Consider the following 20,517-nt stretch of genomic DNA (forward strand, 5'->3'; position numbering starts at 1 on the left):
GCATGACCCCGACGACCCCGCCGGCCGGCGGGGTCACCGGATGTAGTCGGTGAGGTGCAGGGTCTGCGCCACCACGGCCTTCAACGTGGCGTCGGTGACGTCCGGATGGGAGCGGATGAGCGAGATGAGCCCCACGATGAGCGTGAAGAACGTCTCGTGCACGTTCTCGATGGGTAGTCCGTGCCGCTCCTCGAAGTCGCGCACCGTGGTCCGCTCGAGCAGATCGGCGATGCGGTCGGCGATGCGGTCGACGAACCGGATGTACAGTTCGGCGTTGCCCTCGTGGATCATGCGGGCGGAGAACGGGCCCTCGTCGGCGATGAGGGAGCGCGTGAGCCGGACGATGTCGTCCAGCGCCTTGCTGATGTTGCCGGTCTCGCGGGCCTTGTCCCAGGCCTCGAGCTTGGCGAGGATCTCGCCGACCACGTCGTCGAGCACCGCGTCCGCCACGGCGTCCTTGTCATCGAAGTAGTGGTAGAACAACGATCTGGTCATATGCACGCGGTTCGCGATGTCGCTCACCGTGATCTTGGAGAAGCCCTTCTCCAGGCAGATATCGCGTGCGGCGCGCACGATCGCCCTGCGCCGCGCGTCGCCCTTGCCCATCGTCGTTGACACCGTGTCACTACTCATGCATCCCAGTGTACTGAACGATGCACGGGTAGCGGCATGGCCCGCGCGATTCGCCGTATGCCGACGCCGTACGCGTCGTATGCCGCCGGCGACCGCGCCGCACGCGCCGCCTCGGCGGCGTTCGTTTCCGTCCGTCCGAACGGGCGCGACGGGTATTCGGTTTGAGGTAGGTTGGAGACTATGGCACTTGCACTGTATCGACGTTATCGCCCGGACACCTTCGAGGGGGTGATCGGCCAGGACCAGGTGACGGTCCCGCTCATGCGCGCCCTCGACGAGGGCAAGCTCACGCACGCGTACCTGTTCTCCGGTCCGCGAGGCTGCGGTAAGACCAGCTCGGCGCGCATCCTGGCGCGCTGCGTGAACTGCGCGAAGGGCCCCACCTCGCATCCGTGCGGCGAATGCGAATCCTGCAAGGACCTCGCCACCGGCGGCCCCGGTTCCATCGACGTGGTGGAGATCGACGCCGCCTCGCACAACGGCGTGGACGACGCCCGTGAACTGCGCGAACGCGCCGGATTCGCGCCCGCACGCGACCGGTACAAGATCTTCATCCTCGACGAGGCGCATATGGTCACGCCGCAGGGCTTCAACGCGCTGCTCAAGATTGTGGAGGAGCCGCCGGAGCATGTGATGTTCATCTTCGCCACCACCGAACCGGACAAGGTGATCGGCACGATCCGCTCCCGCACCCACCATTACCCGTTCCGTCTGGTGCCGGCCGAGGTGATGGGACCGTATCTGGAGAAGATCTGCGAGGACGAGCACATCAAGACCGAGCCGGGCGTGCTCAAGCTGGCGATGCGTGCTGGCGGCGGTTCCGTGCGAGACACCCTCTCCGTGCTCGACCAGCTGATGGTGGGCGCGGTGGACGGCGTGATCACGCACGACGCGTCGGTGGCGCTGCTCGGCTTCACGCCGGAGGCGCTCATCGGCGAGGCCGTCGACGCGGTGATCGACAAGAGCGGAGAGAAACTGTACGGCGTCATCCAGAAGGTCGTGGTCGGCGGGTTCGACCCGCGTCGGTTCGTGGAGGACCTGCTGGCGCGCGTCCGCGACCTGCTCGTGCTCACCTTGGCCGGGGACCGCGCGGAAAGCGTGCTGTCCGACACGGCCGAGGCCGAGGAGATGGGTGACCTGCACCGTCAGGCGGCCGCGCTCGGGTTGGGGCCGCTCACCGCGATGGCCGACATCATCAACGACACGTTGGGTTCGATGACCGGCGCGATCTCCCCGCGCATGCGTCTGGAGCTCCTCGCCGCCCGACTGCTGGCCGGCGCGGAACGCGGGTTCGTCGCCGCGCCTGCGGCGCAGGCCGGCGGCGTCGGCCCGTCCGTTCCGGGAACGTCCGTCGAGGGCGCCGCCGGGAACGGCACGTCGGGCGCCGGCGCGCGGGGGAATGCGCATGGCGGGTTCGCCGGCGCCGCGCGCAACACCGGCGGTTTCGCGGGCAGCGCACGCAACCAGCATGCCGTCCAATCGGGCGGCGGGTTCGCCGGCGCCGAACGCAACCACCAGACCGCGGCCTCCCCGTCGGGGAACACCGGAGACACGACGCCGCACGCGGCGGACGCCTCGGCCCCGAGGCGGCCGAACACGGACACGGCCCACGCCGCCCAACAGCCCGCACAGCCGGCTACGTCCGCGCCATCCGCGACGGCGCAGACGACGGCGCAGCAGGCGCAGCAGTCGGACACCCGGACCACGGACCAGCGGTGGGACGCCCTGGTCGCCTCCCTGCCGGCCGACGTGCGCGCCTACGTGGACCGTACGAAGGTGCCCCGCGTGCTGCTCAAGGCGAACACGAACGGCCGTCAGTGCCTGTGGATCAAATTCGACAAGCCGCTGAACAAATACGCGTTCGCCATGGCCGTGGCCGGCGAGCCGGTCGACGGCGCCACCTCCGTGGTGGACATCCTGCGTGCCAAGGTGCGCGAGGTCTTCGGCAAGGACGTGAGCCTCGCACCCACGAAGAAGATGGCCGACGGCCAGATGGCGCCCCCGTTGAGCAAGCTGCCCGAGACCGAGCGGCAGCGCATCAAAGCGCAGCTGCTCCAGGAGAACCTGCGCGCCGCGACCGCCAAGCTCCAGACGGAGGAGAAGGACCAGGGGACCCGCGAACCCGCGGCCTCGCCGGCGTCCGAACCGTCCGCCGCCGCGGACGACGACGACAGCCACCGAGGGACAGGCGCGTCGGAAAGTCCCGCCGGCACGGCTTCCGCCGGTGCCGCCGGCGCCGAGCCGTCCGCGGACTCCGATGCGGCGACGTCCGCTCCGACGGCGACGTCCGCCTCGTCCGGCTCCGCCGATGACGACGCCGACCCATGGGCCACTCCCGTCGCGTCCGCGCCCGCAAAGCCGGGTGCCGCCGCGGACGACCCGTCACATGCCGGGCGTGCGGAACGACGGGACGAACGGCACGAGGGCGAACATCACCACAAGCATGTGGCCGTCCCCGACCTGAGCGACGACACCGACCCATGGGCCCAGCCCGCGTCACGGCCCGCGTCGCAGGCGTCCGCCGGCGCCGCCCCGGACGACCCGTGGAACACGCCCGTCAGGCCGATGCCGACGCAGCCGATGAACGTCGGGGGAGCGGAGCATGCCGCCGGTACCGCCAACGTGCCGAACATGGTGAACGCGACGAACGCGACGAACGCCGCGCGGCCGCAAAGCTCCGTACGCTCCGCGCCGCCGCAGTCCGCTCCGGCCGATCCCTGGCAGCATGCGGCCTCGCCGGCGGCGCAGGACGACCCGTGGAAGGACGTGCCGCCGCCCACCGCCCCGGACGACCCGTGGAACACGCCCGTCGGACCGGTGCCGTCGCGCCCCATGAACGCGACGGCCGCACAGTCCGCCCCCGCGCAGCCATCGCCCGTCGCCGACGATCCGTGGAACATGCCGCAGGCCGGACGGCAGGACGTGCGGAACGTCCCGCAGGGAGGCATTGCCCCGCAAGGAGCCGCTGCACCGCCGGCCGGCCCGCAGGTCGACGCCGACGAGGACGAATACTCGATGGACGACGAGTCGCTGGGCGTGGCCACCGCCATGAGCGTGGACGACCTGCGCAAGCTGTTCGAAGTGAAGAAGGTCGAGGAGTTCGCGGCCGACGACCCGCACAACCCGCGCAACATCCACGCCGCACCCAAGCACGACGAGTGACGAAAGGAACGACGAATGGCATTGGCATATGACGGCGCAATCCAGAACCTCATCGACGCCTTCAACAAACTGCCCGGCATCGGGCCGAAAGGCGCGCAACGCATCGCGTTCCACCTGCTCAGCGCCGACGAACAGGAGGCGACGGACCTCGCCGACGCCATCATCGAGGTCAAACGCAAGGTGCGGTTCTGCGAGATCTGCGGCAACGTGTGCGAAACCAGCCCGTGCCCGGTGTGCGCGGACCCGCGCCGCGACCACACCGTGATCTGCGTGGTGGAGGAGCCGAAGGACGTGATGAGCATCGAGCGCACGCGCGAATACCGCGGCCTCTACCACGTGCTCGGCGGCGCCATCAACCCGATGGCCAACGTGGGCCCCAACGACCTCAACATCGCCGGGCTCCTCGACCGGCTCAAGACCGACGAGGTCAAGGAGATCATCCTCGCGCTCGACCCGAACATCGAAGGCGAGGCCACCACCACCTACCTGAGCCGGCTGCTCGGCCCGCTCGGCATCAAGGTGACGCGTCTGGCCAGCGGCCTGCCCGTCGGCTCCGACCTCGAATACGCGGACGAGATCACGCTCGGCCGCGCGCTCGCCGGCCGTCGGGAGGCATGAAGCGGTCCGTCAGTCCGATGGGATCGTCAGCCCAGTCGGTCCGGCCGGGCCGACGATCGCGTCGAGCCCGTTTAATCCGATGCGTCTGACGGATCGTTCGGCTCCGCCGGCGCCAACGGGTCGACCGCGTTCCCGCGCGGCGTGCCGTCCCACGGCCAGAACGCGGCGTGACGCATGATGCGCGCCGTCTGATGCCGCCTGGCGAACGCCACCGCGCACCAGCCCGCCAGCAGCACGCCGAAGCCCACCGCGAGGCCGATGTTGCGCGCGTCATGCACGTCGCCCGGCTCGGGCGCGGGCAGCGGGATCGACACGCGATGCCCGGACACCAGCAGACGATGCGTGTTCACGCCGTACGGCGTGCACGTCATCAGCGTGACCCGGTCCTCGCCGGGCGTGATCTTCAGCTGCGAGGTGTCGTCCGGCAGGATCACCGTGATCCGGTCCACCTTGTAGGCGAGGGTCTCGCCCATCACCTCGATGTAGAAGAAATCGCCCTTCTTGACCTCGTCGAGACGCGTGAACATGAGCGCCTCCACCAGGCCGCGGTGTCCGGTGATCACCGAATGCGTGGACTTGCCACCCACCGGCAGGCTCGTCCCGTACAGATGCCCCGCGCCGGAGGCCAGCGCCTGTTCGGACGTGCCGTGGTAGATGGGCAGTTCGATCGACTGCTTCGGCACCTTGATGGTGCCCATGATGCCGTTGCCGGAATCCAGCAGCGACTGGTACTCCTGGTCCTTCGCAGAGGCGGTGTCGTTGCCGCTCGCATGTGAGCCGCCCTGCGCCGCGGTGAACGGGTCGACGGCCTCGCCCAGCACGGGCTGTCCGGAGGCGGCGAGCTTCGCGTTGTATTCATGTGCCGCCTTGAGCTTGTCCTCCGCCTGCGGGTAGGGCCATCCGGCCACGGTTCGCGCGGTGGTGGCGGTGGTGGCGGCCAGTTCGCGGTCCGATTTGAACTGCAGGACGATCGGGAACGCGGCCACGGCGATGGCCGCCGCGAGCAGCAGGATCGTGACGATGCGCATCGCCAGCAGGTTGCGTTTGAGGCGGCGGCGTTCGGCCATGAGGTCCGTGATGTCGGTGGCGTCCTCGAACGACGGCAGGGGAGGGACGCCGTCACTGTTGCCGTCGCCGGCGTCCGATGCGGGGTCCGGCCCGTTGTGCAGGGAGTCCGGTTCCGTCGCCGCGTCCCGCCGCGACGGTTTCCTGCGCCAGAATGCCATGCGTGCCTTCCTTCCCCGTCGACATCCAGACGGCCGTGATTCCGCCGTTTTCGAGGTGTCTGTGTTCGAGCGCTACGTTACTCCGCCCGTCCGGCGGCGTGCAAACACCCGTATCCCCCGATGCGGACGTCGTCCTGCATCGGGGAAACGGGGACATGGCTCGGCTCCGGTCCGGTGATATGGAATGAGTGTTGTTGTCCATTGCCGTTCGTTGCGGTCCGGATGTCGGAAATAGGGGGTAAAACGGTGTCTATTGCATAGGGTTCACCCCGATGTGTCCGTCATGCCGTTCGGCGGTGCCGACGGATGGCGTCGGACGGTGCGGAACAGGACCGCGGGCCGGTCCGGGAACGGCGTGCGACGGCCGGAGGACGGTGAACCGAAGGGATATGGAAGGAACAATCCGATGACCATGGATCGGAAGCGGATATGGACACGGGCGGCGGGATTGGTCGCCGCCGCGGCGATGTGCGTGGGCGGCGGCTGGGCCGCGTCCACCGCGACGGCCGCCGGCGCCTCGGACGGTACGACCGATGAGGGCTTCCCGACGGTCCCCGCGCCGGTGCTGACGACGGTGACCACCGCGAACGGCACCGACTGCGCCGCCGTCGCCACGTGGGCCGCGCTCGCCGACTGCGTGGGCAACGCGCAGGGCGACGGCCTCGTCACCATCACCGGCACCGTGAACGACGTGCCGGCCGACGCTGCCACCGTCACGGTGTCCCGCAACATCGCCCTGACCGCGACCACCGGCGAGAAGGCGTCCCTGACCGGAACGACCGCGGGCGGCAGGCTGTTCGACGTCGCCGCGGGTGCCACGCTGCACATCGGCAAGGACGCGCAGGACGGCGGATTCTCGTACCGCAACGGCGCACGCGGCTTCGCGCACGTCGCCACGGGCGGCAGCTTCGTCGTCAACGGCGGCGAGTTCGACGGCAACAAGGCGGTGCGCGGCGCCGTGGTCTACGGATCGGACAAGGCCAAGGTCGCGCTCGCCGTGCACGGCGGCACGTTCACCGGCAACGTCACGTCGTTCGCCGCGGGCGTCTTCATGCAGAGCGGCGCGCAAAGCGTCACCGTCATCGACGGCGGCACGTTCGGCATCGCGGCCGACGGCACGGCCGACGGCAACGTGGCAGGCTCGCAGGGCGGCGTCATCCACAACAACGGCAAGCTGACCATCAAGGCCGGCACGTTCTCGAACAACACGGCCAAGGTCGCCGCGACGATGCAGGGCGGCGGCGTCGTATCCCAGGACCAGGGCTCCACCACGATCGAGGGCGGCACGTTCACCGGCAACAGCGCCATCGCCACGCCGGACCGGACTGCGGACGCCGGCGGCGGCGCCCTGTACGCCGAAGGCGGCGAAGTGAGCATCACCGGCGGCACGTTCGACGGCAACCACACGAACGCCAGGGCGTACGGCAGCGGCGGCGGCGCCCTGTACGTGCACGGCAAACTCAACGTCGCCAACGCCGCGGACGGGACGAAGCCCACGTTCACGAACAACTGGGCGAGCGAGGACACGGCGGACCCGGTCGCGTTCAACGGCGGCAAGGCGACCGGCAGTATCAAAGCCGGCGGCGCCGGCGGCGCCATCTTCCTGCAGGGATACTGGGACGATGCAAAGAAGAGCACCACGTCGTACGGCTATTTCCTCGGCGGCGAGTTCTCCGGCAATGTGTCCGGCTATCTCGGCGGCGCCATCTACACGGAGGAATACACCGTCTCCTACGTGGGCCCGGCGGCCGCAACCCAGAACACGGCCGGCCACTTCGGCGGCGGCCTGTGGTTCTGCCCCTCCGGCGTGTCCGAAGCATCCAAGAGCGGCAACATCGCCCTGAAGGAGAACAGCGTGAGCAGCGCCATCGACGGCAACACGGACAACGCGACGTCCACGGACGCGCCCACCGAGGCCGGCTCCGACCTGGCGATCATGAGCCCCTACTACAAGAGAAGCCACGTGCAGGAGAACGCGTTCCAGCTGCTCGACACCTGGTTCACGGACCGCGGCACCAAGACCGTCGACTGGTATTGGGACGGTCAGCCGCGCACCACCGCCAGCGGCTACGCCGACGAATGGCAGGCCGGTAGCGGCGGCCAGGGCAAGGACGCGGTGCGCGCCTACAAGACCGACGGCTCCGACCAGTACGACGACGAGGACAACCCCAGCCTGACCGACGGCAAGTACAAGCGGTACACCACCGCCGACGCCTCCACGAAGCAGGATTCGCCCACCACCATCCAGCAGTACTGGAACAAGAGCGGCCAGCAGAACACGTACGGCGGCATCGGCCTCAAGGCCGTGCTCAACGCGGAAGGCCAGGCGAAGTGGCAGTCCGCGTGGCAAAGCGCGAAGGTCACGTTCCAGCACAACGGCGCACGCCTGTCCGGCGGCGCGTTCGGCTCGAACGGCCGCGTAATCCTCTCCACCCCGTACTCCGCCGCATGGAACAAGGTCGACGACTCCACCGACCACAAGGCGCTCAAGGGCTCCTCGTGGCGCGTGTCCGCCGCCACCGGCAAGAAGAACGACGATGGCAAGTACACGTACACCAACGCGGCACCGGTGAACAACGACCGTCTCGGCTACGACGCGTCCTGCCCGACTATGGACAAGCGTGACGAGAAGAACACGAGCCAGAACGGCTGCTGGATGCATCGCAAGGGCGACGCGGACGGCGTCGTGTCAATCATCGTGACCGACAACGACGCACGCGACAACAACCCGGACGACGGCGCCTTCAGCATCGACAACCTGAAGCCGGACATGACATACGAGCTCACGGAGGAGACCGCGCCGGCCGGATACGCGAAATCGGATGCCGTGTACTCCTTCACGACGTCGGCCACGCAGACCGTGGCGCCGAAAATCGAGATCAAGACCAACTCCACGGCGAACGACGCCGCGGTGGTGGACGACGACCACGACGGCGTCGCACGCGGCATCGTCAACAAGCCGCTGCCCGGCCTCCACTGGAACAAGGTCGACGCCGACACGAACGCCCTGCTCGGCGGATCCACGTGGACGATCACGAAGACCGACGACCCGACGTGGTCGAAGGACATCGTCGACTGCGAGACCGACGGATGCACAGCGAAATCGGGCGACCTGCTCGACGTGGACACGGCCAAGGGCCAGTTCGAAGTGAAGAACACCGACCTGCCCGCCGGCACGTACACGCTCAAGGAGAAGACCGCGCCGGAAGGCTACTGGCTGAACGGCGCCACGTACACGTTCCGCGTGGTCGACGGCTCCACGGAGCAGATCAAGCTCACCAAGCAGGACGAGCAGACCCCGCTGAACGTGAACCAGGTCGAGGACGAGGCGATGGGCGTCGCCTGGACGAAGACCGACGGCGACGGCACCGCGCTCGCCGGCTCCGAATGGACCATCACGGACAAGGACGGCAAGGTCGTCAAGACGGTCAAGGACTGCGTCTCCTCGTCGTGCGCCGCGGACGGCAACGACACGGACAAGGCCAAAGGCGGGTTCACGGTGACCGGACTCACGGCCGGCAGCTACACGCTGACCGAGACCAAGGCGCCCGAAGGCTACCAGCTGCCCGCCAACGTGAGCTACACGTTCATCATCGAACAGGGCGCCCACACCATCGCGAACGTTAAGGTCAACGGAACCGGCGTCGACGGGAAGCAGGTCTCGGACAACCACATCGTCAACCTGCAGCAGCTCTCCGCACTGCCGTTCACCGGCGGTCGCTCCGCCCTGGACTGGCTCATCATCGGCGGCGGACTGGCGTTGGCCGCGGCCGCCGTGGCGATGGCCGCGCGGAAGGCTCGTCGCGGCGGCCTGTACGGGCTGCGGTGACGCAGAAAGGCCCGGTTCCATGGCGAACCATGGAACCGGGCCCCGAAGGAGAGAGGAAGAGAGAAGAAGGAATTTCAGTTATGGTTATGGAATCCACGGGAACCATAGGGGAGGATTCCTGCGGACCTCGCCGGCTCGCTTCCGTGTGCTGCTTCCGTTCGCCGGCAAGACCCATATAACCGCGCCGACCTTGGCGCAACGATGCGATGGTCTTGGCGAACCATGGGAAAGCCCATGGGAAACCGTCGGAACGGAGGTTGTTCGGAGTTGTTCGGGACTGTTCGGAACCTGTCCATCCTGTCCGCATGGTGGGTGCGGACGCCTGCGGCGCAAAGGCCGCTCCTTATAATCGTCCCGCTTACGTAGAATAGCGGAGGCAAGATAGGGGCAACGCCTCTCGAACCCTTAGAGAGAATGGACTGCAGTGGCGCTCATCGTGCAGAAGTACGGCGGCTCGTCGGTCGCCGATACGGATTCGATCAAACGTGTGGCCAAGCGCGTCGTCGAAACGAAGAAAAAAGGCAACAAGGTGGCGGTGGTCGTGTCCGCCATGGGCGACACCACCGACGACCTCATCGACCAGGCGCTCAGCATCGACTCCAACCCGCCGGAACGCGAGATGGACATGCTGATGACCGCCGGCGAACGCATCTCCATGAGCCTGCTCGCCATGGCCATCCACGCGGAAGGCAGCCGCGCCCACTCCTTCACCGGACAACAGGCCGGCTTCTTCACCGACGCGCGCTACGGTGCCGCCCACATCAAGGCCGTTAAGCCGGAACGCGTGAAGAACGCGCTCTCCATGGGCGACGTCGCCATCGTGGCCGGATTCCAGGGCATCAACGCGAAGGGTGACGCCACCACGCTCGGCCGCGGCGGCTCCGACACGTCCGCCGTCGCGCTCGCCGTGGCCCTCGGCGCCGACATCTGCGAGATCTACACCGACGTGGACGGCATCTTCACCGCCGACCCGCGCATCGTGCCCACCGCGCGCCGCATCCCCTACGCCGGGTACGACGCCATCCTCGAAATGGCCTCCTGCGGCTCCAAGGTGCTCGCCCTGCGATGCGTGGAATACGCGCAGCGGTTCAACATGCCGCTGCACGTGCGCAGCTCCTTCTCCCACCGTCCCGGCACGCTCGTCGTGCCCGACGGCGTCGACCCGCGCAGCCTGCCGAACATCGACTGACGCACCGAACTGCAACGAACCGCGCCGAACCGCAACGCGACGACTGAACCGTAACGAAACGTAACGAAACGCAAGTACCGTAACGAAACCGAAAGCGACGACAATGAACGACAGCAACGAATCCATGGGCGACCTGTTCCCCGACCTCGGCCCCGAAGCGCCCGTCATCTCCGGCATCGCGCATGACCGCACCGAAGCGCTCGCCACCGTGCGCGGCGTGCCCAACGAGCCCGGCATGGCGGCGAAGGTGTTCACCGAACTCGCCACCGCCGGCATCAACGTGGACATGATCGTGCAGGCCGGCTCCTCCGCCGGCACCGCCGACATCTCCTTCACCGTGCCGGAAGCCTCCGTGAAGGCCGTGCAGAACGCGCTGCTCGACAACCACGACGAACTCGGCTACAAGTCGTTCGACGTGGACACCAACGTGGGCAAGGTGGCCGTGGTGGGCGTCGGCATGAAGACCCACTCCGGTCTCGCCGCCAAGTTCTTCACCGCGCTCAGCGAACACGGCATCAACGTGCTCATGATCTCCACCTCCGAGATCCGCATCGCCGCGCTCGTGCCGCTCGACCAGCTTAACGAGGCCGTCAAGGCCCTGCACACCGCCTACGGCCTCGACGCCGACAAGGTGGAGGCCGTCGTCTACGGCGGCACCGGCCGCTGATTATCCGGTAATCGAGCCGGCGGTGGATGAACTCCCCGCAGTCGGACGTTTCCCGAGGGGACCGGTCGAACGCCCTCCCGTGTGCTTTACGCGGGAGGGCGTTTTCGATTCCTGATGTTGGATATCGGCGATCGAGTGGTCTCCGAATCTCACGGTCGCGGTGGCGTGCGGCCTGCCGTCACCAGTCCTCGGCGAGGAGGAATTCGTCGACGCGGCGGTGTTCGATGCCGTCGCGGGGACGCAGGATCGGGTCCATCGACACCACGGTCTTCGGATAGTTATCCGGAACGTCACGGAATACGCCGAACTCCCGTTCTGCGGTCTTGTCGCTGTCGATAAGATACGTCACCTGCACGTATCGTCGTTGCGAACCTTTGTCGAAGACAAAGTCGACCTCCTTGCCATTGACGGCGCCCACCGAGACCGTATACCCGCGGCGCAGTCCCTCCATGGCGACCATGTTCTCCAGCACGCCTTGGATCTGTGCGGTGCCGTCGCCGACGATCGCGCCACGCAGCCCGTGGTCGGCCACATAGTATTTCTGCAAGGTCTTCAGCACCTGCTTGCCGACCAAATCGGTGCGGTTCATACGCTCCAACAGGAACGCCTCGCGGCAGTATTCGAGATAGTTGATGACCGTCTGCGGGCTCACGTCGATGCGTTCCGCTTTGAGATATGCGGCGATGGCGCTGGAGGACAGCATGTTGCCCGTGTTCTGCATCGCGAACATGACGATACGTTCCAATAGCGCCACATCACGGATCCTGTGGCGGCGAACCACGTCGCGCAGCACCACGGAACGATAGATGTCCGTCAGATAAGTGCGTCGGCTTTCCTCATCCCAGTCGCCAGTGGCGACGAACGGCATGCCGCCCTCACGGAGGAACGCGTCGAAGGAGTCATCCCCATGGATTTGACGCCGCGCGTCGGCGAATTCGGAGTAGCCGAACGGGAACACTTCGAACTGCACGTAGCGTCCGCCCAGATAGGTGGCGAGCTCGCCGGACAGCAGCGTGGAGTTCGACCCGGTGATGATCACATCGGCCCTTGTCGCCGAGCGAAGGGAGTTGACGATTTTCTCGAACCCACGTACCTCCTGCACTTCGTCGAGGAAGATGTATGGGGTGCCTTCGACGGCGTCGAGGCGCTCTATGAGATACGGATACAGCACGTCGGGATCATGGTATTTGGAGAGGGCGTAATCCTCGAAGTTCATCGAGATGAACTGACTCGGGTTGTTGCCCTCGGCCACGAGCCGGCGTTGGATAAGTCGCAGCATATCCGATTTGCCGCTGCGTCGCAGCCCGACCAGCACCTTGATGACGTCGTCGGTACCTACGAACGGCATGATGCGGTCAAGATACCGTGGACGGTCAATCAGAGGTCTGTTTTCTTTCATGAAAGAAAGTATATGACTGTTTCAGGATTTTTTCTTCTGTAGAAGAAAGAATCTGGGAATAAGAGATGATTTCTTGTGTAGAAGAACGATGTCGGCCGGGGAGGTGGGGCGAATGCGCCACGTGAGGTCGCGGCGGTGCGAAGATCATGTCGGCCGACGCAAAAGGCCCGTGCCGCGGACGTATCCGGCGGCACGGGCCTGATGTATGGGCCTGGTGTACGGGCCTGATGAATCGTCGGTCGGGTCGGCATCCGACCGCGCCGGCCTACTTCTTCGTGATGTAGCCGAGCGCCTTGAGCATCTCAGCGCACTCCAGCGCGCCGCCGGCGGCGCCGCGCAGCGTGTTGTGCGCAAGACCGACGAACTTCCAATCAAAGATCGAATCCTCACGCAGGCGGCCGATCGAGACGCCCATGCCGCCCTCGTAGTCGACGTCCAGCTTCACCTGCGGACGGTCGTCCTCGGTGAGGTACTGGATGAAGTGCTTCGGCGCGTGCGGCAGACCCAGCTTCGCGGCCTCGGAGGTGTAGTTGACCAGACGGTCGACGAGCTCCTCCTTCGTAGCCTTCTTCCCGAAGTTGATGAACACGGTGGCGGTGTGGCCGTCGAGCACGGGCACGCGGATGCACTGCGAGGTGATGCGCAGCGGGCCATCGAACGGGACGATCTCTCCCTTCTCCGCATCCACATGGCCGAACACCTTGAGCGGTTCCTTCTCGCTCTTCGCCTCCTCGCCGGAGATGAACGGGATGATGTTGCCCACCATCTCGGGCCAGTCCTTGAACGTCTTGCCCGCGCCGGAGATCGCCTGATACGTGCTCACGACCACCTCGCGCGGCTCGAACTCCTTCCACGCGGCCAGCGCCGGCGTGTACGCCTGGATCGAGCAGTTCGGCTTGACGGCGATGAAGCCGTGCGTGGTGCCGAGCCTCCTGCGCTGATGCTCGATGACCGCGAAGTGCTCCGGGTTGATCTCCGGCACGACCATCGGCACGTCCGGGGTCCAGCGGTGCGCGCTGTTGTTGGAGACCACCGGGGTCTCGGTCTTCGCGTAGCGCTCCTCGATGGCGCGGATCTGGTCCTTCGGCATGTTCACGGCGGAGAACATGAAGTCGACGCCCGCGGCGACCTTCTCGGCGTCATCGCCGTCGACCACCGTCATGTGCTTGACGTATTCCGGCATCGGCGCTTCCATCTTCCATCGGTCGCCGACGGCCTCCTCGTACGTCTTGCCGGCGCTGTGCGCGGACGCGGCGACGGTGGTCACCTCGAACCACGGGTGGTTCTCCAGCAGCGTGATGAAACGCTGGCCGACCATGCCGGTGGCGCCGAGCACGCCGACCTTCAGTTTTTCGGACATTGCAAACCCCTTGGATGAGACGGTTGGGCGGATTACACACGTGATGCCCAATCCTACGGAACCGTGGGGGCCGCGGCGTGCCGTTGCCCATATGATGGCCGGTGCTGCGGGGTGGTTGCGGGGTGGTTGCGGGGTGTTTGCGATGTGGTTCGTCGGATCGTGTCCGACTTGTTTCGCGGAGAGGAGTGTTGGCGACGTGATTTGGTTGGACTGTTCCGACTTGTTTCGCTGAGAGAGGCTTCCGGGGTGCGCTGTGCGGACGGGTCGGCGCGGTAGGCTGGTAGGCATGTCGACAGCATCACAGGAAGCCCGCAGGCAGCTCGATCGGATCGTGGCATTGGGATACCCGGACGTGGCGGACATGAGCGCCGCCGCGTTCCGCGCGCTCGCCAACCCGCTCATCGATGCGCTCGAGCACAGCGACCTCGGTGCGAACATCCTGCTGGTGCCCACCAGGGAGCTGGTGTCGCCCGAGTCGCTCATCGCGCGTACCTCCATCAACCGCATGGCCGGGTTCACCACCATGCCTCCGCGCGACATCGCGAGTTTCCTGCCCCAAGACGGGTTCGAGCCGCCTGAAGGCCCGTTCTATCTGGTGGTGAACCCGCACACCGGCACCTGCTACATCAACCGCGAACCGGATGTGGCGCGCAAGCTCATCGACTCCGACGAGCGCATGCCGCTCACCTTGGAGGAGGGGCTCGCCATCGCCACGCAGCATCCGGAATGGCTGTTGGAGAAGAACGGCTTCAACCTGCTCGGCTCCCGTTCCGCCGACGGTCGCGTGCCGAGCATCTGGATGAGCCAGAATGCGCCGCGATTGGGTGCGGTATGGCCCAATTCGCGTCACACCTGGCTCGGCAACGCCTACTGCACCGCGCGCAGGGGAGTGAGCCTCTTCCGATAGCGTCCTCTCCCGCCCGTTTGTCTCCGTCCTCTCCCATCCGTCCGTCTCAGCCCGTCCCGCCCACTTGAGATCCGTCCCGTCCACCGCGCCTCACAGTCCGCCGTGATTCGCCCGCCATACACCCGCAGCCGGTAGACTGGACCGTAGTCATCACGCTTGGAGAGAGAAGGCCAGGATGAACTGCGAGAGGTGTGGCACCCCCAATGACGACGGCGCCCGATTCTGTGTGGAATGCGGCGCGCCACTATCCGGCGCCCCTGATGCGGCGGCCGGAGCACCCCCGACGCCCGGCATGCCGCCGGTGCCGATGCCCGGTCCCGTACCCATGCCGCCGCAGGCCGTCCCCATGCCCGGTCCGGCCGCATCGGGCACCGCCGGCGAACCGGCGAAGGGCGGCCGCAACAAGAAGACGCTTCTCATCGTCGTCATCGTCGCGCTGCTGGTCCTCGCCGTCGCAGGCGGTGTAGCGGCGTTCCTGACGTATCGGGCGGAACTGTGGGGTGGCAAGAGCCTGCCGGACGTCGCGAGCCTCGCCGCCGGAACGAACGGAACCGATGGAACGGACGGTGGCAAGGCCGGCGGCAAAACCAGCGCGAAACAGTCGAAGAAGTCGGCCGTCACGGCGAAGGCCGTGACCGAGGCGCTGAAGGACAAGGGTCTGAAGACGAAGACGGTGACCGAGTTCTCCGGCGAGCAGTCCGGCACGTTCCTCGGTTACCAAGGGCTGAAGGAAGGGCAGCGCGTCAAGGCGGGCAGCACCGTCACGGTGCGCGAGTCGGCCGGACCGGGCGTGCCGAAAGGCACGGTCGGCAAGAAAGCCACGGACGTCGTCAAGACGTTCAACGGCATGGGCGTGCCCGTCCACTACAAGCAGGTCGTCATCTCGCAGGACAGCAAGACCCCCGAAGGACAGGTCGGCGTCACCTGGCCCACGCCCGGCACCGGGCTCTCGGACGACGACAAGGACGACGGCATCTACATCGGCGTCACCCACAAAGGCGACGGCATCCCCGTCGACATCCTCGGACAGGACAAGAACACGGCGCTCAACGCGCTGCAGGCCCAGGGCTACGACGTGGACCTCGAACCCCACTTCTCCTCCAAACAGTACGTGGGCAAGATCTCCGGCAGCTACCCGGCCCCCGGATCCACGCTCGAGAAGGGCGACAGCGTCACCCTCTACTACGGCGTCGACGCGTCCAGCACCAAGGACCTGCTCAGCAAGACCACCGGCAGCGGCGACTACGCCATGAAGGTCGTCAACAACGATGCCACGCCCATGATCGGCATGTACTGCAAGACCACCGTGACCGACACCTCCAAGGACTGCATCACCCTCGAGGAGGCCGACGGCCCCTACGGCGCCGACAGCGTGGGCGGCGGATTCATGCAGATCAAGGAACGCCCCGCGGACAACGACTACGACACCCTTGGCCTCAACAACTGGTCGCAGGACGTCGGCGGCGTCATGCTCTCCAATCAGGGCTATCCGGGCGCGAAGGACAGCGACCTGCCCATGGCCAACCACCTGCTCATGGGCAAGACCGGCGCGTTCGAACTGTACGCCGGCATGGGCCTGCCCAACTGCGGCAGCACCGTCTCCCAGTTCGACTTCGGCTCCTACTGCGACAACGGCACCTACCGCACGTACGACCTCAGCAGCGGCGCGTCTCCGCAAGGCAACACCGGTCTGACCTTCCGCATGAAGGACTTCCTCGTCTACGTGCCCGTCGGCACCGACCTCAAGAGCATCGAGGACTCCGGCTACTTCGACAAGTCGGCGCTCGCCGCCGCGAACAAGCAGAAGGCCGTGGACACGAGCCGTCCGTTCATCGTGATGCGCGACTCCTCGCTGTACGACGAGACCGAGGTGGGCATCAAGGCGGACAGCGCGTGGATCGATCCGTTCGTGCCCGGCAACGTCAACGGCAAGAACCCGCTCGAACCCGTCAAGCCCGCGCCGAGCGACGCCACGGTGTATTACTTGGTGGAGCAGAACGGGGACTTGGATTGGGATTCGCTGCCCGATGCGAAGGTTTCGGGCGTGAAGGATTCGTCCGGCTCGTCCGGTTCGTCTGAGGGCAAGTCCGGCAGCGGCAAGATGGACAAGGTCCTCGCCGAGGCGATGAAGGCCGCCGCGGCCGACGACTACGGTCATTCGGGCGGTGCCGGCGCCTGGGGCGAATCGCTCGCCATCCATGCCGATGGCACGTTCGAAGGCTCGCTTTCCGATATGGATGCGGGCATCACCGGCGACGGCTATCCGAACGGGTCGGAGACGCGTTCGGACTATACCGGACGGTTCAAGTCCGCCGTGAAGAACGCCGACGGCACGTACACGCTGCAGTGCGACGCGAGCGCGTTCAAGATCGACGGCACCGTAGGGTCGTCGCATATCGAAGACGGTGTCAAAGTGACCATCTCCAAGCCGGTCGCTATGGATCCGTGCGGGAAGTTCACGCTGTATCCGAAGGGCTACGATACGTCGAAGCTCAGCGACCAGCAGCGGATGTGGGCCGGCGGCGGTGACGTCGCGTCCCGTTACGCCACGCTGCCCGGGCCCGCCCTGTACAACAACGGCTCCGATCCGGACGAGCAGCGCACGTTCTACAGCGGCATGTTCGGGAACTGAAAGATCCGATTCCACCTGGCGATGACGAAGGAATGACATGATGACATGTACGCGATGCGGTGCCGTGAACGGCGATGGCGTGCGGTTCTGTACGGAGTGCGGTGCGGCTATGCCGGTTGCGTCTGCCGCGTCCGGTGTGATGCCGTCGGTGCCGTTGCCGCCCGGCGCGTCGGGTGGCGCGCCTGTGCCTGCGGCGGCTTCGACGCCTGCGAGTGCGCATGCGTCGAAGCCGGTTCCGCCGGTTCCGCGGGGTGATGTGACCGTCGTCGAGACCGTCGCGCCGGTTCCGCCGGAGGGTGTGCCGCCGGTGCCGATGCCGCCGGCGACTGGTGGCGTCGGCACCGGTGGAACTGGTGATGACGGACGTCGTGGCGACGGCGGCGATGGCAGGACCGTCGCCGTACGGCGGAGCCGGTTGCCGTGGATCATTGCGATTGTGGTGTTGCTGGCGTTGGTTGCAGGCGGTGTGGCGGCGTTCCTGACGTATCGGGCGGAACTGTGGGGCGGCAGGAGCCTGCCGGATGTCGCAAGACTCGCCGCCGGAACGAACGGAACGGCCGGCGAGAAGCAGTCGAAGAAATCGGCCGTCACGGCGAAGGCCGTGACGGAGGCATTGAAGGACAAGGGCCTGAAGTCGAAGACCGTGCAGGAGTTCACGGGTGAACCGCGGGGTGCGTTCCTCGGCTACCAGGGGCTGAAGGAAGGGCAACGCATCAAGGCGGGCAGCACCGTCACGGTGCGTGAGTCGGCCGGACCGGGCGTGCCGAAAGGCACGGTCGGCAAAAAGGCGTCGAAGGTCGTCAAGACGTTCAACGGCATGGGCGTGCCCGTCCACTACAAGCAGGTCGTCGTCAACGACGCTAAGAAGACGCCGGCGGGAACCATCGTCGCCACATGGCCCGAACCCGGACACGGCGTGGACGAAGCGAACACGGACGACTCGTCGGACAAGACGACAGACGACACGTCGGACGGCGACGGGACGACGAGGTCGCGCGACATCTACATCGGAGTCGCGACCGAAGGCACCGGCGTCGGCGCCGACATCATCGGCGAGGACGTGGACGCGGCGCGTTCCACCCTGCGGGCGCAGGGCTTCGACGTGACCATCAAACAGCGGTTCTCCTCCAAGCGGTACATCGGCAAGGTCGCAGGAACCAGCCCGACGCCCGGCTCGGCCGTCAGCAAGGGCGGCAGAGTCGTCCTGTATGAAGGTGTCGGCGCGGATCAGGTCGAAGGGCTGCTGATCAACAAGACAATCAACGGGCCTTATGATCGAATCATCTATTACCTGCCCGAGGCGATGGCCGGCACTTACTGCAAAGCCGTCGTCAGCGACGCATCGAAGGACTGCATGACGTTTACGGCCGGTCAGGATGATTACGGCAACACGGAGATATATCAAGACTGGGGCATGGACGCAGGCTCCTCCAGTGGAACCTTGATGAACGAATGCTTTGCTAGCGATGGCGGAGACATCGGACGCTGCACCATAGACAGTAATGAGCCATCCATTGGGCAACGTATCGAAGGCGGTGCCGCCGATCGACTCATCGCCAAGGACTGGGGCATGTTCGACTTCGGTGCCGGCGACGAAAGCGCCACCTGTGGCGGGGAACTTATTGGCACATGGTGGGAAAGCTGCGTGAACGGTACTCCGAGCGACGAGATGCCGACCAGTTGGAACGGCAGCGGTGCCACCTACGATATGCATGACTTCTTCGTGTACGCCGCCGTCGGAGCGGATCTGAGCGCCGCCGATAAGTCCGGATACTTCGATACGGGTGCGTTGAAGACTGCGAAGCAGGGCAAGACCGTGGATGCAGATCGCCCGTTCATCCTGTACCGGAATCCGAAGCTGTATGACAAGACCTCAGTCCCCGTGACGGATGACAACGTGGGCAACAATCCGTTCATTCCCTCCGCTGGACATGGCAAGGACGACACCGACGTCAAGTTCAAGCCGGCGCCGAGCGACGCGGACGCGTACTATCTCGTGGAATCGGATGGCGGCTACGATTGGCCGTCACTGCCTGATGCGGACGTCGATACCGGCTCCGCGCAGCCCAGCGGCGATGCCGGTGGGAAGAAGACGAAGCAGCCGAAGTCGTACACCGATGACGAGATACGCAGTGCGGTGTCGGATGGTGATTTCACGCCGATTGCCGGTACGTATTGTCTGAAATCCGGTGACAGCTGCGTCACCTTGGATAAGGATGGGACACTGAGCCTGAAAAGCGGCGAGGATCCGACAATGCAACAGCTTCCGACGGCGTTGCGTCTACGGGAGAACGGATGGGCCTCTTCTTCGAGCGATGACTGGTTCATGGACCTTGCGGGACCGGACGCCGATTATCGGTGCCAGACAGAGGGAGGCGCGTCCTTGAGCGGTTCGGACTGCTTGAACAGCATGGATGTCGTGGAAGCTGATATCTATCAGCGTCCGGTGAACCCGTTGTACCTCTTCAAAGGAGCTTCATTCGACGCTCGGAACGGCGATACGCCATTTGACTCGGGTGCTCAATCATATGGAGAGTATGACAACAGCAAGCCAAGCCTGTACTTCATGGCACCGCGAATGAATATCGCGCCTACGACTGACACGGTCTACTACCTTCAGGAATAGTCTCCTCGAAATGCGAGCGGAGGCACAGTGCGCCCGCTCCATGCTGCTCGCCTGTGGTCCCGGAGTGTGATTCCGGGTCTGTGGTGTGTTCCGGCCCATGGTCTGTTGGTCCGGAGTGTGGGATGTGGCCTGATTCCGCGTTCTGATTCCGCGTTCCGGGTCCAGTATTTGCGGCACCGGAACGCTGGATGGGGCTGTCCGTACGTTCCGGCCCAGGGCCTGTTGGTCCGGAACGTCAAAAACAGGGGTTCTCAGCGCTCCGGGGCCGC

12 protein-coding genes are annotated in these 20,517 nt (G+C 66.0%); 8 read left to right on the top strand and 4 right to left on the bottom strand.

The window, feature by feature from the left end; all coding sequences use genetic code 11:
* Positions 1-33: 33 nt before the first annotated feature.
* Positions 34-633 carry a TetR/AcrR family transcriptional regulator gene (locus JS531_RS10465; protein WP_214315766.1) on the bottom strand — a complete coding sequence of 200 codons (600 nt, stop codon included), beginning with the start codon at positions 631-633 and terminating at the stop codon, positions 34-36.
* A 180-nt stretch (positions 634-813) separates the two neighbouring features.
* On the opposite strand from JS531_RS10465, the gene JS531_RS10470 reads away from it, so the two are divergent.
* Together JS531_RS10470 and recR are read left to right on the top strand one after the other, a co-directional pair.
* The gene (locus JS531_RS10470) at positions 814-3,795 is read left to right on the top strand and encodes a DNA polymerase III subunit gamma and tau (RefSeq protein WP_214315768.1); all 2,982 of its coding nucleotides are present in this window, start codon (positions 814-816) and stop codon (positions 3,793-3,795) included.
* A gap of 15 nt (positions 3,796-3,810) precedes the next feature.
* Positions 3,811-4,413 carry a recombination mediator RecR gene (recR, locus tag JS531_RS10475; RefSeq protein WP_214315770.1) on the top strand — a complete coding sequence of 201 codons (603 nt, stop codon included), beginning with the start codon at positions 3,811-3,813 and terminating at the stop codon, positions 4,411-4,413.
* Between the two features lie 71 nt (positions 4,414-4,484).
* Here the strand turns inward: recR and JS531_RS10480 are convergent, their stop codons facing one another.
* Entirely contained in the window at positions 4,485-5,639 is a 1,155-nt protein-coding gene (locus JS531_RS10480) for a class C sortase (RefSeq protein WP_214315772.1), read from the bottom strand.
* A 406-nt stretch (positions 5,640-6,045) separates the two neighbouring features.
* Between JS531_RS10480 and JS531_RS10485 the strand changes: the two genes are divergently transcribed.
* The 3 genes from JS531_RS10485 (at position 6,046) to JS531_RS10495 (ending at position 11,324) form a co-directional block, all read left to right on the top strand.
* Positions 6,046-9,468, top strand: a complete 3,423-nt coding sequence (locus JS531_RS10485; RefSeq protein WP_214315774.1) for a SpaA isopeptide-forming pilin-related protein — start codon at positions 6,046-6,048, stop codon at positions 9,466-9,468.
* 424 nt (positions 9,469-9,892) lie between these two features.
* Positions 9,893-10,657, top strand: a complete 765-nt coding sequence (locus JS531_RS10490; RefSeq protein WP_214315775.1) for an aspartate kinase — start codon at positions 9,893-9,895, stop codon at positions 10,655-10,657.
* A 103-nt stretch (positions 10,658-10,760) separates the two neighbouring features.
* The gene (locus JS531_RS10495; RefSeq protein ID WP_214315776.1) at positions 10,761-11,324 is read left to right on the top strand and encodes an ACT domain-containing protein; all 564 of its coding nucleotides are present in this window, start codon (positions 10,761-10,763) and stop codon (positions 11,322-11,324) included.
* Positions 11,325-11,502: 178 nt separating this feature from the next.
* On the opposite strand, the gene JS531_RS10500 is transcribed toward JS531_RS10495, so the two are convergent.
* Positions 11,503-12,672, bottom strand: a complete 1,170-nt coding sequence (locus JS531_RS10500) for an ATP-binding protein (protein ID WP_214315777.1) — start codon at positions 12,670-12,672, stop codon at positions 11,503-11,505.
* A 316-nt stretch (positions 12,673-12,988) separates the two neighbouring features.
* Entirely contained in the window at positions 12,989-14,083 is a 1,095-nt protein-coding gene (gene asd, locus JS531_RS10505) for an aspartate-semialdehyde dehydrogenase (RefSeq protein WP_214315778.1), read from the bottom strand.
* A gap of 286 nt (positions 14,084-14,369) precedes the next feature.
* On the opposite strand from asd, the gene JS531_RS10510 reads away from it, so the two are divergent.
* The 3 genes from JS531_RS10510 to JS531_RS10520 all read left to right on the top strand — a co-directional run bounded on the left by JS531_RS10510 (position 14,370) and on the right by JS531_RS10520 (position 20,248).
* Entirely contained in the window at positions 14,370-14,990 is a 621-nt protein-coding gene (locus JS531_RS10510) for a DUF5701 family protein (protein ID WP_214315779.1), read from the top strand.
* Positions 14,991-15,297: 307 nt separating this feature from the next.
* Positions 15,298-17,622 carry a PASTA domain-containing protein gene (locus JS531_RS10515; RefSeq protein ID WP_240542183.1) on the top strand — a complete coding sequence of 775 codons (2,325 nt, stop codon included), beginning with the start codon at positions 15,298-15,300 and terminating at the stop codon, positions 17,620-17,622.
* Between the two features lie 37 nt (positions 17,623-17,659).
* Positions 17,660-20,248 carry a PASTA domain-containing protein gene (locus JS531_RS10520; protein WP_214315782.1) on the top strand — a complete coding sequence of 863 codons (2,589 nt, stop codon included), beginning with the start codon at positions 17,660-17,662 and terminating at the stop codon, positions 20,246-20,248.
* Positions 20,249-20,517: the final 269 nt, after the last annotated feature.

The sequence above is a fragment of the Bifidobacterium sp. CP2 genome (assembly GCF_018555635.1).
Lineage (GTDB): Bacteria > Actinomycetota > Actinomycetes > Actinomycetales > Bifidobacteriaceae > Bifidobacterium > Bifidobacterium saguinibicoloris.

Coding starts and splice junctions, on each gene's coding strand:
- JS531_RS10485 (WP_214315774.1), top strand. CDS start 6,046: ATGACCATGGATCGGAAGCGGATATGGACACGGGCGGCGGGATTGGTC.
- JS531_RS10500 (WP_214315777.1), bottom strand. CDS start 12,672: ATGCCGTTCGTAGGTACCGACGACGTCATCAAGGTGCTGGTCGGGCTG.
- JS531_RS10510 (WP_214315779.1), top strand. CDS start 14,370: ATGTCGACAGCATCACAGGAAGCCCGCAGGCAGCTCGATCGGATCGTG.
- recR (WP_214315770.1), top strand. CDS start 3,811: ATGGCATTGGCATATGACGGCGCAATCCAGAACCTCATCGACGCCTTC.
- JS531_RS10465 (WP_214315766.1), bottom strand. CDS start 633: ATGAGTAGTGACACGGTGTCAACGACGATGGGCAAGGGCGACGCGCGG.
- JS531_RS10515 (WP_240542183.1), top strand. CDS start 15,298: ATGCCCGGTCCCGTACCCATGCCGCCGCAGGCCGTCCCCATGCCCGGT.
- JS531_RS10495 (WP_214315776.1), top strand. CDS start 10,761: ATGAACGACAGCAACGAATCCATGGGCGACCTGTTCCCCGACCTCGGC.
- JS531_RS10470 (WP_214315768.1), top strand. CDS start 814: ATGGCACTTGCACTGTATCGACGTTATCGCCCGGACACCTTCGAGGGG.
- asd (WP_214315778.1), bottom strand. CDS start 14,083: ATGTCCGAAAAACTGAAGGTCGGCGTGCTCGGCGCCACCGGCATGGTC.
- JS531_RS10520 (WP_214315782.1), top strand. CDS start 17,660: ATGATGACATGTACGCGATGCGGTGCCGTGAACGGCGATGGCGTGCGG.
- JS531_RS10480 (WP_214315772.1), bottom strand. CDS start 5,639: ATGGCATTCTGGCGCAGGAAACCGTCGCGGCGGGACGCGGCGACGGAA.